The organism is Candidatus Methanoperedens sp. (assembly GCA_027460525.1).
Lineage (GTDB): Archaea > Halobacteriota > Methanosarcinia > Methanosarcinales > Methanoperedenaceae > Methanoperedens.
Map to the genome: position 1 here is coordinate 1 of JAPZAS010000004.1, position 13,790 is coordinate 13,790.

Below are 13,790 nucleotides of genomic sequence, written 5' to 3' on the forward strand. Positions count from 1 at the left end.
TTGGAACAGGCTTGGAGATATTCGCTCCATGCAGTATATCCTGCCCGTGGCAACGTGTACAGCTTGGGAGACCAGCAGGATGAGCAGGAAAAGTAAAAACCACGTCTGAGGTATGGTTACCTAACATCGAGTTGCCTGCATTCTGCATCACGTTTGAGAAGGCGGTTGTGGAGTTCTGGTGGCAGTAGGCGCAGTACTGATTTCCTGGTGGCAAGCCAAAGCTTGCATTGATGCCGTAATGCGCTGCACTTGAATTGGCGTTGAATTTAAAAAGAGTAGAGGTAATGTTGTGGCAATCGAAGCAATTTGCGCTCACCGAGATATTAGCGTTTCTTATATGATTATTAACTCTGGGAGAGCTGACGACTCCATTTATATGGCAATCCTCACAGGCATAGGTGGACACTACGCCTTCGAGCATTTTTGAGGTATTGTAGTGGCATACTATGCAGTCACTGTTGGAAATAATGCCAGCGCCATCGGTGGTGTTAACATCTCTGTGTGAACCAAAGAGGGTTTCGTTTATAGCAGGGAAAACCCCTATGTCGTTTCTGTGACAGGACATGCAATCTTCGAACTGAGCATCCCCTACGTGAATAAATAAGAGAGCAATCGACAGTGCCAGTAAAAACACAACGTTTTTCATGTGAGTAATCAGCGAATCCTATAAGCCAATCTTTTTTTCAGCACAGCTATCTATTTAACTTTAATTCCATAAATACCTTTGAGTCACGTTAATGACGCAGAGTCTGCCATTTCAGGAATAGCACAGCCAGCAGCATCAGCACAATCGCCAGAATCATGAGGAGCAGGGCATACCTTTTATCTGTTCCGAAAACAATCGGCACTGGACCGATTAAAATCACGCCTCCGCCTTTTATCTTTTCTTCTGTGGGTTCTTGACCTCCCTCCTCCAAACTGGCGCTTTCCCTGGCAGAACGCATTATACCAAAAACCACTAAAAAAAATCCCAGTATTATCAGTACCATTCCTGCTGTGATCAGAAGAGCCCAGTCAGGCATTTTTCCTCCTGAGAATAAAATACGCAATCATAAGCAGCAAGCCTATGACCATCGCAATTAACATCATCAAGGGTGATGTGCCGAATGCGATTGGTACCGGACCTATCATGACAAGTCCTCCGAAAGAGATATTCTGCGCTGATAATATCGTCCCGATTAGAATAAGCGCAGAACCTATGAGTACAAGGTAAATCCCGAATTTGATTGTATCCGTCATAGACTCTTTGTTTTTGCAATATCGCTTTCGATATCCTCTACTTCATGTACAAAAGTTTCGGCTATCTCGCTGGCAAAAGTTTTCCAGTCCTTTATCCCAAAGTCCAGAAGTGCGGCAGTCTTAACATCTTCGGGTGTCCCTCGTGTGATGAGGTTTATCCCGCAGTGTATTTTCTCACTCGATACGCCGGCGCTGGCAATACTCACTGTGAGCTTTCTCCCATCGATAAAAAGGTCATCACCGTTTCTGGTTGCTTTTATTCCATGCCTCTCAAGTGCATCCTTGATACAAACTATGAGAAGGCGCTGCATGTAATAAGCAAGGCGCATACTTGCAGGTGAATCGAACCTCTCCACGATAATATGGATTAAATCATCGCCCCGAATGGTTTTTTTTGCTTTCCGGTCTTCAAGGTCCTTCATGTTATCAGGCGTCACATCCATCGGTCCATGGAAAACCACGATGGAGTCACCCTTTATTCCCATGCTGTACGCCCAGAGCGGAGCTATCTGCGAGCCGTCGTATTTTATCGGGTTGGGGAGAAGCTTGGAGATCATACTAATTGCTTTATTTACTCCTCACTCACTCGCTGCTTTCACAAATGCCAGAAAAGGAGGCGAGGGCTTCCCGGGTCGGGATCTGAACTCGGGGTGGAACTGCGAGCTAAAGAAGAACTTATGCCCCGGTATCTCAGCAATCTCCATCCTGCGGTCGCTCCTGCCTGTGAATTTCATGCCTTTTGCCTCTATCTGCGATATATACTTGGGGTTTACCTCATACCTGTGCCTGTGACGTTCGATGAGTCGATCGCCATACATTTTGTATGCGAGCGACCCTTCTGTCAGTACAGCCTCGCAGTTTCCAAGGCGCATCGTGCCTCCCATGTTTTTAATATTTTCCTGCTCAGGCAAAAGGTCAATCACGGGATGTTCAGTCCGTGCAAGCTCAGAGCTATTGGCATCCATCCATCCCACCATGTTGCGTGCAAACTCGATGACTGCAAGCTGCATCCCGAGGCACAAACCAAGATAGGGAACATTGTTTTCTCTCGCAAATTTTATCGCAAGTATCTTGCCTTCAGTCCCGCGCACCCCAAAACCTCCCGGCACAAGAATTCCCTTGTATTTTTTAAGCATCTCCACTGCATCGGGTCTCTTCTCAAACTCCTCTGCATCAAGCCAATCGATCCTGACCCTGCAGCCACACTCTATCCCGGCATGCTTGAGCGCTTCGTTTATGCTTATGTAGGAATCCCCAAGATGGGCGTATTTTCCAACAACAGCGACGCGTATCTCCTTCTCTATAGAAGCCATCTTTTTCATCAGGATATCCCATTCGTGGGATGTTTCCCCCGGAGTAAGCTTGAGCTTCTCCATCAGGTAGTCGGAAAGTCCCTCCTGTTCCATCATGGATGGGACGTAATAGATATCCTTTGCATCATGTGCGCTTACAACAGCATTCACCGGGACATCGCAGAATAGTGCGATTTTTGATTTGGTATCAGAAAGTAAAGCTTCCTTGCACCGCGCCACGATGGCATCGGGCTGGAGACCAAGGCTTCGAAGTTCCCTTACCGAATGCTGCGTGGGCTTTGTCTTCTGCTCACCCTGCGTGTCCAATGGTACCAACGTTACATGCACCAGAGCAATATCCTCCCGTGTTTCATCGCTGTGCATCTGGCGCACCGCTTCAAGGAAAGGCATGCTCTCTATATCTCCGACTGTGCCGCCTATTTCTATGATGCATATATCTGCGCTGCTTTTTTTAGCCACTTTCCTTATACGTTCTTTTATCTCGTTTGTTATGTGGGGAATAATCTGCACAGTCTTTCCGAGATAATCCCCACGCCTCTCTTTTTCTATAACTGTCTGGTACACCTGTCCTGTGGTGATGTTGTTCTCGCGCGTGAGTTCGATGTCGAGAAAGCGTTCATAGTTGCCAAGGTCAAGGTCGACCTCGCCCCCGTCCTTCAGTACAAAAACCTCGCCGTGCTGGTAGGGGCTCATGGTACCTGCATCGATATTGATGTAAGGGTCTATCTTGATAGCGGTTACATTGAAGCCCTTGTTTTTGAGAATTCTGCCGATGGAAGCTGCTGTTATCCCTTTCCCAAGCCCGCTCATCACACCGCCTGTGACTATGATGTACTTCATGACCACTTTTTAGGAAAGCATTTGGCATATAGTTAATGGATTGCAGGATACAGATTCAAGCAAAGCAAACTTTTATATCCATACCTGCTTACATTTAGCCGGTGATCCAAATGAAAGTATATATCTGCGAAAAAAGCTGCTGTCCTGCAGTCGAAATCCTTGGAGATGTGGTATTGATCGGAGAAGCCGCAAATACCGTGAGGTTAAAGAAGAATGAGTGGAACAGGCTGGTTGAGAAAATAAAATCAGGAGAGCTTGGCCTTATTTAAATCCCTTTTTACCCACAAGGGGCACGAACACAACGCCCCCTTTTGCCTCCTTTTTCAATCCATTGGTTTTTGTCACAAGATAAAGTTCCTGGAAATGCCTGCCCACAGGGATAATGAGTTTTCCCCCGACCCTGAGCTGGTCGGTCAATGTGTCAAGAATCTCAGGTGAGGCGCATGCAACGCTGATCCTGTCGTAGGGCGCAAAACCTGGCAATCCAAGGGAGCCGTCCTCCACAAGTACGGTGACGTTGGTAATGCCCGCTTTTTTCAGGTTATCCCTGGCAAATAAAGCCAGACCTTCTATCGTTTCAACTGCATACACATGCCCGCTTCCGGCAAGTACTGCCATCACTGCAGCATGGTAGCCCGAACCGGCTCCTATCTCAAGGATTTTCATGCCATCCTGAATATCAAGGAGGTCGCACATTATAGCGACCATATGAGGGGCTGATATAGTCTGCCCCCATCCTATGGGTAATGGATAATCAACATACGCATTCCTCTTCTCCCTTTCAGGGACAAAGAGGTGTCTTGGGACTTTACGCATGGCATCAAGCACCCGTTCGCTTATACCGTGCAGCCGCAAATCCTCCATCAGGTTGTTGTTCTGGACTTCAAACTCCATACAGACTCCCGCTTTTTAATCACAACGCGCTCCCCAGCGCTTGAAATTCTTCTGGGTTCGCGGATTCCGGAGTCGGCGTAAATGCGCCTGATATCCTTTGCCTTAATTGCAACACCTTTTCTGCTTTTAAAGCCACCGCCCCTTATTTTTATCCTGATGATTTTTAATTCGCGATTGTTTACCCTGACTTTATCCCCGATCACAAATTCCCGCTCACCTGGCACCCGCATTTCTATGGATTCGGTTATTCTCCCGCGGCTTATTGCTATTTTCGCAACCACCTCATCAATCGCACGCGCCCAGATGGTGTTTATGTCTTCTGCCTCAGCGCTATCTTTCCTTTTATCCCCGACCTCAAGAGAAGCAACCTGCACAAGAGTGGCTTCCCCGGTTTCCTCGTCGTCTATAACGAGTTCGTCACCCTTCCTTATTATACCTGAAAGCATGGCACTTGCATGAATTGCTTTTTCTCCCCTGCTCACGATCACCCTCACCAGCATTTTTTTAGGCTTTTTCTCTCTGTGAACCGATCCGCACTCCTCGCACTGCAAAAGTATATCCCTTCCGCCTTTCAGAATAATATGGGGTACAGGTGTAAGCGGCGAGCATGAAGGACATGCTGCCTCGATTTTTTCCATATCACAAAATTGGAGGCTCTCTACATATAAATATCTAATAGAGTTACAAATATAAGGTCAGGTAAGATAATTTTAAATAGAAAGATAACCTACAAAGACTAACCGGAGGTAATGGTATGAGGCTGAGCAAACAAACTTTAATTTTTGCAACAATTGTACCCCTGATATTTGGAGTAGTAATTCTCTGGAATTTCATGGATGCAATAAATATATTAAAGCCGCTTGATCAATCCACAGCGCTGGTATACAGCCAGGTGGTTGTTATCGGTATTTTTTCATTCTTGGCTCTTGCAGTGTACTGGTGCGTAATGATGTACCTGATATATCTGCTCCAGGAGAACTTGCAAATACTGGATGCAAATCTTGATAAGGCAGCAGATATCGGTGCCAAGCACCTTACAGAATCAAAGAACCTGCTGAATCAGGTTATAGCCATTCTGAAAAGATATGAATCAAGCCAGTAATATGCCAAAAGCATATTACTAATTTTTTTTATTTTTATTTTACACCACTAATTTTTTAGCATACCCTATAAGCCCGCCGGCATCGACTATACCGCGCACGAAGTCGGGAAGCGGCGTTGCCTTGTAAGTCTGGCCCTTTGTGGTATTGGTGATTATGCCGGACTTAAAATCGACTTCTACGTGGTCTCCTTCCTCTATCTTATCCGTATCTGCGCACTCAAGCAGTGGAAGTCCGATGTTTATGGCGTTCCTGAAAAAGATGCGCGCAAAGGAGCTTGCGATGATGCATTGTACCTTCGCTCCCCGAAGCGCGAGAGGCGCATGTTCGCGCGATGAGCCGCACCCGAAATTGAAGCCTCCTACTACGATATCCCCTTCTTTCACGCCGCGGGCAAATTCAGGGCGCACGCCCTCAAAAGCGTGTTTTGCAAGCTCTTCGGGTTTATTGATGGTGAGGTACTTGCCCGGGATTATTGCATCGGTGTCTATGTCATCCCCGAATTTCCAGACGTTTGCGGGGAGTTTAAGGTCTTTTTCAAGGTCAACTGTGAGTTTCTGCTTCATGAAGGGCTGAATTGGCTGGAAAGGTAATAAGATTTATTAATTATACTCTCTCCACGTCTTCCCGCACTTCGTGCACCTGAAAAACCTCACCTCGCTCTCATCAGCCGAGCGAAGCTGCCTGAGCCACCAGTAAGCTGTATCGTTTCCGCAGTCCTCGCATCTAACTCTGGTCGTGGGCATCCCCATCTCGCGTCCCTCCAGGACAGTTACCTCGCGCTCATCCCGTTTGGTCTTTGAGACAAAACCTCCTTTTATCTCTTGTTCATGCCCACATTTCCTGCACTTATAGACATTTTTAGCGGGCATCATCATGCTCTTGCATTTAGGACAAAATTCCATTGATATCACTCTTGGCGTTCTCTATGATTTTATTATGGTCAAATGCCAGTTCGGGTATTTCATTCAAACCGAAAAGCCCTGTCTCTTTAGCATCCGAACCTGCTTTAAGTTTTCCCCTGCCTTTTGCAAGATAACATATTGAAACAGTATGACCTCTGGGGTCGCGCAAAGGTTCCGAGTACACGCCAAGAAGCTTGATTATTTCTATATCAAGCCCTGTCTCCTCCTTTGCCTCACGAACAGCAGCCTCTTCAACAGTTTCTCCCACTTCAACAAACCCGCCGGGAAGCGCAAAACGATCCTTAAAAGGCGGGTTTTTGCGCCTGATAAGCACGATTTTCCCATCGTATATAATAAGTGCATCCACAGTCAGCAATGGCGTTACAGGAACAAATCTGCTCCCTTCCGAGGCGCGATTCGGAATCTGCGGTTCCATTCTTATTTCCTCAATACTATCGTAAGTATATCGTTGTCGTACAGCACATGCTCAATACCTGCGCGCTGACCTTCATGCTTCGCAGACAAGCCCCAGACCTGCGCGTACCTGAACCTTTTTTTGAAATCGCGGTGAAGTTTGTCGCATATGTCGCCAACTGTGGAACCGTACCTCACTATCAGTGGTTCGTCCATGTCGGCGGGCTTGCCCTGGGGCTTCAGGTAAATCCTGATAAACCCTAATTTTTCATACAGTTTTTCTTTAAGCTCTTCGATATGCACCTTTTTATCAGCAGAAACCAAAAGCGCATCCGGGAATTTCTCTTTACATTCCCTGAGTGTGTATTCGTCCGCAAGATCGATTTTATTGATTACCACAACAGCAGGGATATATTTCCTGTTACCAAGGACAGCATCTATCAACTGGTCGATGGTGATATTCTCACGTATCAATACGTTGGCGTTGTGGATTCTGTACTCTCCAAGAATGGATTTTATGGTGTCCTCATCTAGACCCAGTTCAACAGTGCTGTTGATACCTACTCCACCCCTTGCTTTTTTCTTTATCGTGACATCCGGCGGTCTTGAATTGACGCGGATGCCCGCTTCATTTAATTCCTGGACGAGAACATCATAGTGTACGAGCTGGAAAACGTCGAGCAATATCACCGCAAGGTCAGCGTTCCGTATTACAGCGATGACCTCCTTGCCCCTGCCCCTGCCTGAGGCAGCCCCCCGTACAAGTCCAGGCACGTCCAGTATCTGGATTGTGGCTCCCTTGTATTCCATCGCCCCCGGCACCACGTCAGTTGTGGTAAATTCATAGGCTGCAACCGCAGATTCTGTACCTGTGAGACTGTTCAGGAGTGTACTTTTGCCTACCGACGGGAATCCCACGAGAACAACGGACGCATCGCCGGATTTCTTCACCGAGAACCCCTCCCCGCCCGATTTTGACGACGCTCTTTTCTGTACCTCGTCCCTCAAACGGGCAATCTTGGATTTAAGGCGACCGAGGTGACCTTCGGTGGCTTTGTTGTATTTTGTTTTGGAGATTTCATCTCCGATTGCCTTTATTTCTTCTTCGATGGTCATCTGCTCTAATAGCTGTAATCAAGGCAAAAAGGATTTGGGTTATAAGAGCGTGCTTGAACCACAATGCAAGCATTACTCGATTATCTGGAATCCAAAACAGGCGAGACTGTAAAGAAACTGGACGAACTTGTACGCATTCCCACGCAGGTGCCACCGGGTGAGAACTATGAAAAAATTATGGACTTTGTAGCTTCCAGACTCAAAGACCTTGATTTTGAGGTTGAGATTATTCACATGCCCAGGGAATTATTTGAGAAGAAAAATCCCAGGCTTTCGCATCTTCAGGGAATGAGGGTTAATTTATGTGCTACAAAAAATGTGAGTGCACAGAAGACGCTTCTGATCAACACCCATCTTGACGTTGTCCCTGCAAGTGCCAACTGGAGTGTGCCGCCGTTTGAAGTCACGACCAAGGATGGGCGCCTCTTGGGGAGAGGCGTAGCAGATTCAAAAGGAGGTGTTGCCGCGCTTTTAACTGTACTCTCAGCTATGCGAGAACTAAAACTAAAACCAAAGTACAACCTGACCATCGCCCTGACGACGGATGAGGAGATGGGGCCCTATTCCGGTCTTTGCCACCTTGCAGACCTCGGAAAACTCAAGGCTGATTATTTTTTAAGTATGGACGGAGACAGCGATGATATCACAATAGCTTCCAATGGCAATGTGGACTGGCAGATAGATGTATTTGGGAAATCATACCACAGCGGGAGCAGTTTTCTTGGCGTGAATGCCATAGAGAAATCAGTTCCTGTGATGAATGAACTGCTTGAATTGAAGGCAAAGGTTGAGAAAAGACGCTCAACAGTGCCGGCAAGTGTTGCGATTTCCCGGAAAACCGGGATTAAAACGCTCATGCCCGTTCTCAATATAACAGTGATCAACGCAGGTGTAAAACAGAACATCATACCCGATCGGTGCACGATGAAAGGAGACCGGCGATACATCCCGGAAGAGAAATTCCAGGACGTCTGCAGGGAATTGAACGCTGCAATCACGCGCGTAAAGGAAAAACACCCTGATATTGATCTTAAATTGAGATGCGATGACATATATGCGCCTATGCTTACTGATAGGAACCATCCATGGGTTACGGAAGTGGCGAGGGTTGCGGAGGAGGTTGCCGGAAGGGAGGTGAGGCTTGCAGGAGCGCAGGGGAGCCTTGACGTGGCTTATGCGGTTAAAGTTACGGGGCTGCCTGCATGCTGTTTTGGACTGGGAAGAAGGACGGAGAGCAACGCACATGCAGAGGATGAGAATATCCTGATAGAGGATCTGGTGATGTACACCAAGTTCCTGGCGAGGTTGATGTGTGGCAAATTTCAAGAATAATAGCTGATCCAATTATTTTAAAAAGTGCAAGGCTGGTTATCGCATTAATTTTATATTCCCCTGCCACCATTATACACACCTGCGCTTTTAAGCGTGAGGTGAAATTATGGAATTGGTAAATGCAGTTGTAGGGATCATACAATTAGTTATTGCCATTATACTTGCAGTCGTTGCATTGTATATTGGGTTTTCAGTGCTGGGAAAAATAACTAAAGGAATAGATGAAGAAAAAGAGATAGCTAAGGGTAATGTTGCGGTAGGTATTCTTGTCGCATCAGTATTTATCGCCATAGGTATCGTGGTGCAGTCAGGTGTTTCAGGCATCTCGATAGGGATATCCCAAGCCATGAAAGCCGGCATAATGTCAGGCACTGGAATCGCGATAATTGTTGTTAGCATTGTCCAGTTGATACTGGGAATAGTGCTTGCAATAGTTGCAATATATCTTGCATTGAATATCCTGGACAAATTGACCAAGGGAATTGAGGAATTTGAGGAACTCAAGAAGGGAAACGTCGCGGTTGCGCTTGAGATGGCCGGTGTAATAATCACTGTTGCAATCATCATTCAGTCAGGCGTATTGGGAATAACTGCAGCATTGATCTGATCCTCAGTTTTCCTTTTTTATTTTTTGATTTCATTAGCTCTTGTTATTGTAATTTTTTTGAATACTGATTAGTTTCACCCTGCTTGCATCAGATATAATATCCTGAGATTCTCTCTTGGAATCAAGGAGTAATGAGATTATGGAATTAACTATTGAAAGAATAGATATCGAAAGAAATTTTGAATATACGCAGAATATCAAGGAATGCCCTGAATTCGTAATGAGGGAAGCCGCTCTGGATTATACCTGCGCTATGATGCTGCTTCGAAACATTGGAGAAAGGAAAGATACCACATCGCTTGAGAGAGAAGCCCTTTCTGCTGCTATTCGTCTTCTCAAGCGCAATATCGACAATAAACAACAATAAAAACTGTAATATTTTCAATCACAGGTATCTTTGAAATCAAAACCATCTTAAAAATAAAGTGTTATATCCCACCTTTAACAATCCATACCTGTGATTTCATGAAACCGATAGAAAAGACCGAAGGCATAGGCGGAATGCTCACCGCTTTCAGGAAGCTTGCGCGCGGCAGTAAAAAAATCACCTTTATCGGCTGCCCGGGCTGGTGCAACCCGTTTGCTGAACTTCTTGGCTATGTTTTGCGCGATGCCGGGAAGGAGATGGTCTTTATACCAAATCTAAGGAAGGATATGGCGGCAAAGGTCGAAATGACCGGTTATGGGATGCAGCTTGGAGATAAAGCCGACCCAAGTTCGGATACAGTCGTGCTTCTCGGTGGTCTTGCGATGCCAAAAATGGAAGTGGATGTCAACGGATTGAATAGATTGATCGATGAGATTACGGATGGGCATCCTGAGAGGCAAGTATTTGGAGTCTGCGTCGGAGGGGTTTTCCAGAAAGCAGGCTGGGATAAATTGATTGATTTTGATTATCTTGTGGATGCGGACATGGAAGTTGTGACATACGGCTTTAAGTGATACGATGGAATGGGAACCCGAGGCAGCCCAAGAACTTGAGAGAATACCCGAGCATGGCCGCAAAATGGCGAAAATGGGTATCGAGGCGTCGGCAGAAAAGAATGGTAAGGACATCGTAACTTATGAGGATGTAAAGGAAGCTGCGCAGCGTTTCGGGGCTTTAATGGAAACGGACGAAAAGACTGCGAAGATTGCAGTTGTAAGATGCGATATCGTAAGCGAAGTCTGCCCGGGTGTGGCATGTTTTAAAGCATTCAATAAGAGAAAGGTGCATTTCAGCGGTTACGGCGAAGCTGAGATTGTTGGTTTTTTCACCTGTGGAGGCTGCCCAGGGAGGCGGGTTCACAGGCTTGTGGACAGCCTCTTGAAGCACGGGGTGGATGTGGTTCATTTAAGTTCATGCATGCTCATGGAAAGTGGTTATCCTAAATGCCCTCACGCAGAGGAGATAAAACAGATGATCATCAAAAAAGGTGTGAAAGTCGTGGAAGGGACGCATCATTGATAGGCAGGACATAACTTTTAAGTTCGTGAAAGACAGTTAGATTTCTGAAAGGGTAAGAAAGCTTTATTAATGTTCGTTAATATACGAATAAAGAGGAAACATGACAATAACCAAAGAAATGACAATAGAAGAGGTAGTCACCCAGTATCCTGAAACCATGATGGTGTTTATGAGGCACGGCTTGCACTGCGTCGGATGCCATGTATCGGCTTTTGAAAGCATCGAGGAAGGCGCAATGGCGCACGGGATTAATGTAGATGCGCTGGTCTTAGACCTGAATAAGGTTGCAGCGATGAGAAAATCCTAATCGCCAACAACTCTTGTGCCTGCCTTTCCTTCCAGCGCCGCAAGTGCCTTCTCAAGACTTGAAATAATCGCAACCTCTCCACCTGATTTTATGAATCTGACTGCCGCAACTACCTTTGGCTCCATGCTCCCCTTCCCGAAATGCCCCTCTTTGATATATCTCTTTGCATCTTTAACTGTTATTTCATCGAGGTCAAGCTGGTTCTCCTTTCCAAAATTCAGGGCTACCTTTTCAACGTCGGTCAGTATAAGAAAAGTCCCTGCTCCGATAGAGGATGCCATTAAGCTGCCCGTGATGTCTTTATCGATCACAGCCTCAACACCCAGAAGCGAACCCTGCTTTCGGATAACGGGAATCCCGCCTCCACCTGCCGCTATTACTATAACGCCTTCCTGAACGAGCTTCTTGATGATCTCTACTTCCACGATCTCTTCTGGCTCGGGAGATGGAACAATCCGCCTGTAACCCTTTTTGTCCTGCATCATCGTTACCCCCTGCTCAATCATTTTCCTTGCACGGTATTGCGGATAATAAAGACCTATTGGCTTTGTCGGGTTCTTAAATGAGGGGCTTTCCTCATCCACTATAACCTGAGTCAGTATTGTGGTGACGTGCCTCTTAATTTTCTTTTCTTTAAGCCTGTTATCCAGCGATTGCTGAAGCGAGTAACCGAGCATCCCCTGCGTCTCTGCCCCGCATACATCCAGGGGCTGGGGGTGAACGATACCGCATTCTTCCTGCATGGCAAGGATGTTCCCTATCTGGGGACCGTTGCCGTGTGTCAGGACTACATCATAACCAAGGCTTATGGTTTGAACGATTTCCCTGCAGGTCTTATCTATCAATTCTTGCTGCTCTATCGGGCTTCCCCTGGTTGGATTCAATATCGCGTTCCCGCCTATTGCTATCACTATTTTGTTCATATCTTGCTTAAACAACTATCGTGCTGTGCTTTATAGCTATAGCACAACACACGAATAATTGAGCTTTCTCTCTTTCACTTTCTCAATTACCCGCTCAGCCATCCCACCCGATGCGAAAATGGTCACATCAAAACCCCGCAAGGCAGCGAGTATGCCTGACTGGATTACATCAAACTCGAAATCGCATCTGGTTCCCATCCTGTTCATCAATACCTTTGCAGATGTGCCCATAGCACCTATTTTTTGATGCTCATTTTTAGAAAGTATATCACGTACCCTGTCCAGATGCGCAGCCCTCGATCCCCCTTCAATTATTCCAGGAACCCTGATTATGGTGATATTACCGGCCAGTTGACGCAAGTCCCCTACCACGTCTTTTACAGCAATATCCTCGCCTTTTTTCCCGTCAAATAAGGCTTTTCCAGCTACGCCTTTTGAACTTTTGTTTGCAGCCAGCATGCCGTCCTTGATCTCAAGGCAGACCTCATCGCCCGCTTTTATATCGCACCCTGCTATTGCACACCTGATATTCATTACCTTCACATCAACAGATTCCATAAAATCAAGAACAGTGAGCGGGACCTCTCCTTTTGATATGCCGCGCGCTTTGAATTCACGATACGTCTGGACAATGACAGGCTGCCTCAATCCAGCATCTGCAATCAGTTTTTCATCTGCAAAAATATGTCTTGGGGCACCTGACCTGAAAACCTTTCCTTTATTGAGTATATACACGCGGTCAGCCCAGGATGCAGCGAGGTCAGAATCATGGGTTGATATGATGATTGTTTTCCCTTCATCGCCTAATTCATCCAGGATCTCCATGGTGTCCGTAATTCCGCCTGCATCCATGCCTGAAGTGGGTTCATCCAGCACAAGGACATCAGGCTCCATCGCAACAACACCTGCAATAGCCACTCTTTTTTTCTGTCCCCCGCTCAGGTTGGCAGGATTTCTTCCAGAAAGGCTTTCTATCTCATATTTGTGCAGCACCTTTGAAACCCTTTCTTTGGTTTCCTTTGTGTCCAGTCCGAGATTTTTGAGACCGAAAGCGATATCTTCAAAAACAGTAGGTGCAAATAACTGGCTGTCTGGCTCCTGGAAGATTAGCCCCACACGTTTCCTCACCTCATCTATATTGGTTTTGCTGATATTTTCACCGAATATCAGTACCTCCCCGCATGTGGGTTTGATCAAGCCGTTGAAGTGATAGAACAACGTGGTTTTTCCGCTTCCGTTTGGTCCGAGCACGGCAATTTTTTCGTATTCCTTTGCTTCAAAATTTATGCCTGACAGGGCATTTGTCCCGTCGGCATACGTATATTCAAGTCCGATTGTTCTTATAGCGTTCAT

General features: G+C 46.3%; 21 protein-coding genes and 1 pseudogene. 9 read left to right on the top strand and 13 right to left on the bottom strand.

Annotated elements, in window-relative coordinates:
* The 5 genes from O8C68_01045 to pyrG form a co-directional block, all read right to left on the bottom strand.
* Positions 1 to 646 (bottom strand): hypothetical protein (locus O8C68_01045; GenBank protein MCZ7394388.1); only part of this gene is annotated, 646 nt, incomplete at its 3' end.
* Between the two features lie 88 nt (positions 647 to 734).
* Positions 735 to 1,022 (bottom strand): TIGR00304 family protein, encoded by a 288-nt coding sequence (locus O8C68_01050; protein MCZ7394389.1) that lies wholly within the window; start codon positions 1,020 to 1,022, stop codon positions 735 to 737.
* Positions 1,015 to 1,239, bottom strand: coding sequence for a DUF131 domain-containing protein (locus tag O8C68_01055; GenBank protein MCZ7394390.1), 225 nt, complete (start codon positions 1,237 to 1,239; stop codon positions 1,015 to 1,017). Before O8C68_01055 ends, O8C68_01050 begins: the two co-directional genes overlap by 8 nt.
* Entirely contained in the window at positions 1,236 to 1,796 is a 561-nt protein-coding gene (locus tag O8C68_01060; GenBank protein MCZ7394391.1) for a DUF366 family protein, read from the bottom strand. Before O8C68_01060 ends, O8C68_01055 begins: the two co-directional genes overlap by 4 nt.
* A 21-nt stretch (positions 1,797 to 1,817) precedes the next feature.
* Positions 1,818 to 3,392 (bottom strand): CTP synthase (glutamine hydrolyzing), encoded by a 1,575-nt coding sequence (gene pyrG, locus O8C68_01065; GenBank protein MCZ7394392.1) that lies wholly within the window; start codon positions 3,390 to 3,392, stop codon positions 1,818 to 1,820.
* Between the two features lie 110 nt (positions 3,393 to 3,502).
* Between pyrG and O8C68_01070 the strand changes: the two genes are divergently transcribed.
* The gene (locus O8C68_01070; GenBank protein ID MCZ7394393.1) at positions 3,503 to 3,661 is read left to right on the top strand and encodes a hypothetical protein; all 159 of its coding nucleotides are present in this window, start codon (positions 3,503 to 3,505) and stop codon (positions 3,659 to 3,661) included.
* Here the strand turns inward: O8C68_01070 and O8C68_01075 are convergent.
* Both O8C68_01075 and O8C68_01080 read right to left on the bottom strand, forming a co-directional pair.
* On the bottom strand, positions 3,654 to 4,286 hold the full coding sequence (locus O8C68_01075; GenBank protein ID MCZ7394394.1) for a protein-L-isoaspartate(D-aspartate) O-methyltransferase: 633 nt from the start codon (positions 4,284 to 4,286) through the stop codon (positions 3,654 to 3,656). The genes O8C68_01070 and O8C68_01075 overlap by 8 nt on opposite strands.
* The gene (locus O8C68_01080) at positions 4,256 to 4,924 is read right to left on the bottom strand and encodes an HVO_0476 family zinc finger protein (protein ID MCZ7394395.1); all 669 of its coding nucleotides are present in this window, start codon (positions 4,922 to 4,924) and stop codon (positions 4,256 to 4,258) included. The genes O8C68_01075 and O8C68_01080 overlap by 31 nt, the downstream gene beginning before the upstream one ends.
* A gap of 116 nt (positions 4,925 to 5,040) precedes the next feature.
* Here O8C68_01080 and O8C68_01085 point away from each other — a divergent pair, with 116 nt between their 5' ends.
* A complete protein-coding gene (locus O8C68_01085; GenBank protein ID MCZ7394396.1) occupies positions 5,041 to 5,388 on the top strand; it encodes a hypothetical protein in 348 nt (115 codons plus the stop codon).
* Between the two features lie 39 nt (positions 5,389 to 5,427).
* On the opposite strand, the gene O8C68_01090 is transcribed toward O8C68_01085, so the two are convergent.
* Genes O8C68_01090 through O8C68_01105 form a run of 4 tightly spaced genes read right to left on the bottom strand, consistent with a single transcriptional unit; the run spans position 5,428 to position 7,821 of the window.
* Positions 5,428 to 5,952 (bottom strand): 3-isopropylmalate dehydratase small subunit, encoded by a 525-nt coding sequence (locus O8C68_01090; GenBank protein MCZ7394397.1) that lies wholly within the window; start codon positions 5,950 to 5,952, stop codon positions 5,428 to 5,430.
* A 36-nt stretch (positions 5,953 to 5,988) separates the two neighbouring features.
* Entirely contained in the window at positions 5,989 to 6,291 is a 303-nt protein-coding gene (locus O8C68_01095) for a transcription factor S (GenBank protein ID MCZ7394398.1), read from the bottom strand.
* On the bottom strand, positions 6,275 to 6,727 hold the full coding sequence (locus tag O8C68_01100) for an NUDIX hydrolase (GenBank protein ID MCZ7394399.1): 453 nt from the start codon (positions 6,725 to 6,727) through the stop codon (positions 6,275 to 6,277). The genes O8C68_01095 and O8C68_01100 overlap by 17 nt, the downstream gene beginning before the upstream one ends.
* Positions 6,728 to 6,729: 2 nt before the next feature.
* Positions 6,730 to 7,821, bottom strand: a complete 1,092-nt coding sequence (locus O8C68_01105) for a GTP-binding protein (protein MCZ7394400.1) — start codon at positions 7,819 to 7,821, stop codon at positions 6,730 to 6,732.
* A 63-nt stretch (positions 7,822 to 7,884) separates the two neighbouring features.
* Between O8C68_01105 and O8C68_01110 the strand changes: the two genes are divergently transcribed.
* The 7 genes and pseudogenes from O8C68_01110 to O8C68_01140 all read left to right on the top strand — a co-directional run bounded on the left by O8C68_01110 (position 7,885) and on the right by O8C68_01140 (position 11,514).
* Positions 7,885 to 9,153, top strand: coding sequence for an ArgE/DapE family deacylase (locus O8C68_01110; protein ID MCZ7394401.1), 1,269 nt, complete (start codon positions 7,885 to 7,887; stop codon positions 9,151 to 9,153).
* Positions 9,154 to 9,259: 106 nt separating this feature from the next.
* Positions 9,260 to 9,760: a DUF350 domain-containing protein gene (locus O8C68_01115; GenBank protein MCZ7394402.1), complete on the top strand. Its 501-nt coding sequence runs from the start codon at positions 9,260 to 9,262 to the stop codon at positions 9,758 to 9,760.
* Positions 9,761 to 9,899: 139 nt separating this feature from the next.
* Positions 9,900 to 10,127: a hypothetical protein gene (locus O8C68_01120; protein ID MCZ7394403.1), complete on the top strand. Its 228-nt coding sequence runs from the start codon at positions 9,900 to 9,902 to the stop codon at positions 10,125 to 10,127.
* A gap of 98 nt (positions 10,128 to 10,225) precedes the next feature.
* Complete coding sequence (locus tag O8C68_01125) at positions 10,226 to 10,702, top strand: DUF2124 domain-containing protein (GenBank protein ID MCZ7394404.1); 477 nt, start codon at positions 10,226 to 10,228, stop codon at positions 10,700 to 10,702.
* A gap of 4 nt (positions 10,703 to 10,706) precedes the next feature.
* Positions 10,707 to 10,832 (top strand): annotated as a pseudogene (locus O8C68_01130) (PCP reductase family protein).
* 33 nt (positions 10,833 to 10,865) lie between these two features.
* Complete coding sequence (locus O8C68_01135; protein ID MCZ7394405.1) at positions 10,866 to 11,207, top strand: CGGC domain-containing protein; 342 nt, start codon at positions 10,866 to 10,868, stop codon at positions 11,205 to 11,207.
* Positions 11,208 to 11,307: 100 nt separating this feature from the next.
* Complete coding sequence (locus tag O8C68_01140) at positions 11,308 to 11,514, top strand: DUF1858 domain-containing protein (GenBank protein MCZ7394406.1); 207 nt, start codon at positions 11,308 to 11,310, stop codon at positions 11,512 to 11,514.
* Here the strand turns inward: O8C68_01140 and arcC are convergent.
* Together arcC and O8C68_01150 are read right to left on the bottom strand one after the other, a co-directional pair.
* The gene (gene arcC / locus O8C68_01145) at positions 11,511 to 12,437 is read right to left on the bottom strand and encodes a carbamate kinase (GenBank protein ID MCZ7394407.1); all 927 of its coding nucleotides are present in this window, start codon (positions 12,435 to 12,437) and stop codon (positions 11,511 to 11,513) included. The genes O8C68_01140 and arcC overlap by 4 nt on opposite strands.
* A 36-nt stretch (positions 12,438 to 12,473) precedes the next feature.
* Positions 12,474 to 13,790, bottom strand: coding sequence for an ATP-binding cassette domain-containing protein (locus O8C68_01150; protein MCZ7394408.1), 1,317 nt, complete (start codon positions 13,788 to 13,790; stop codon positions 12,474 to 12,476).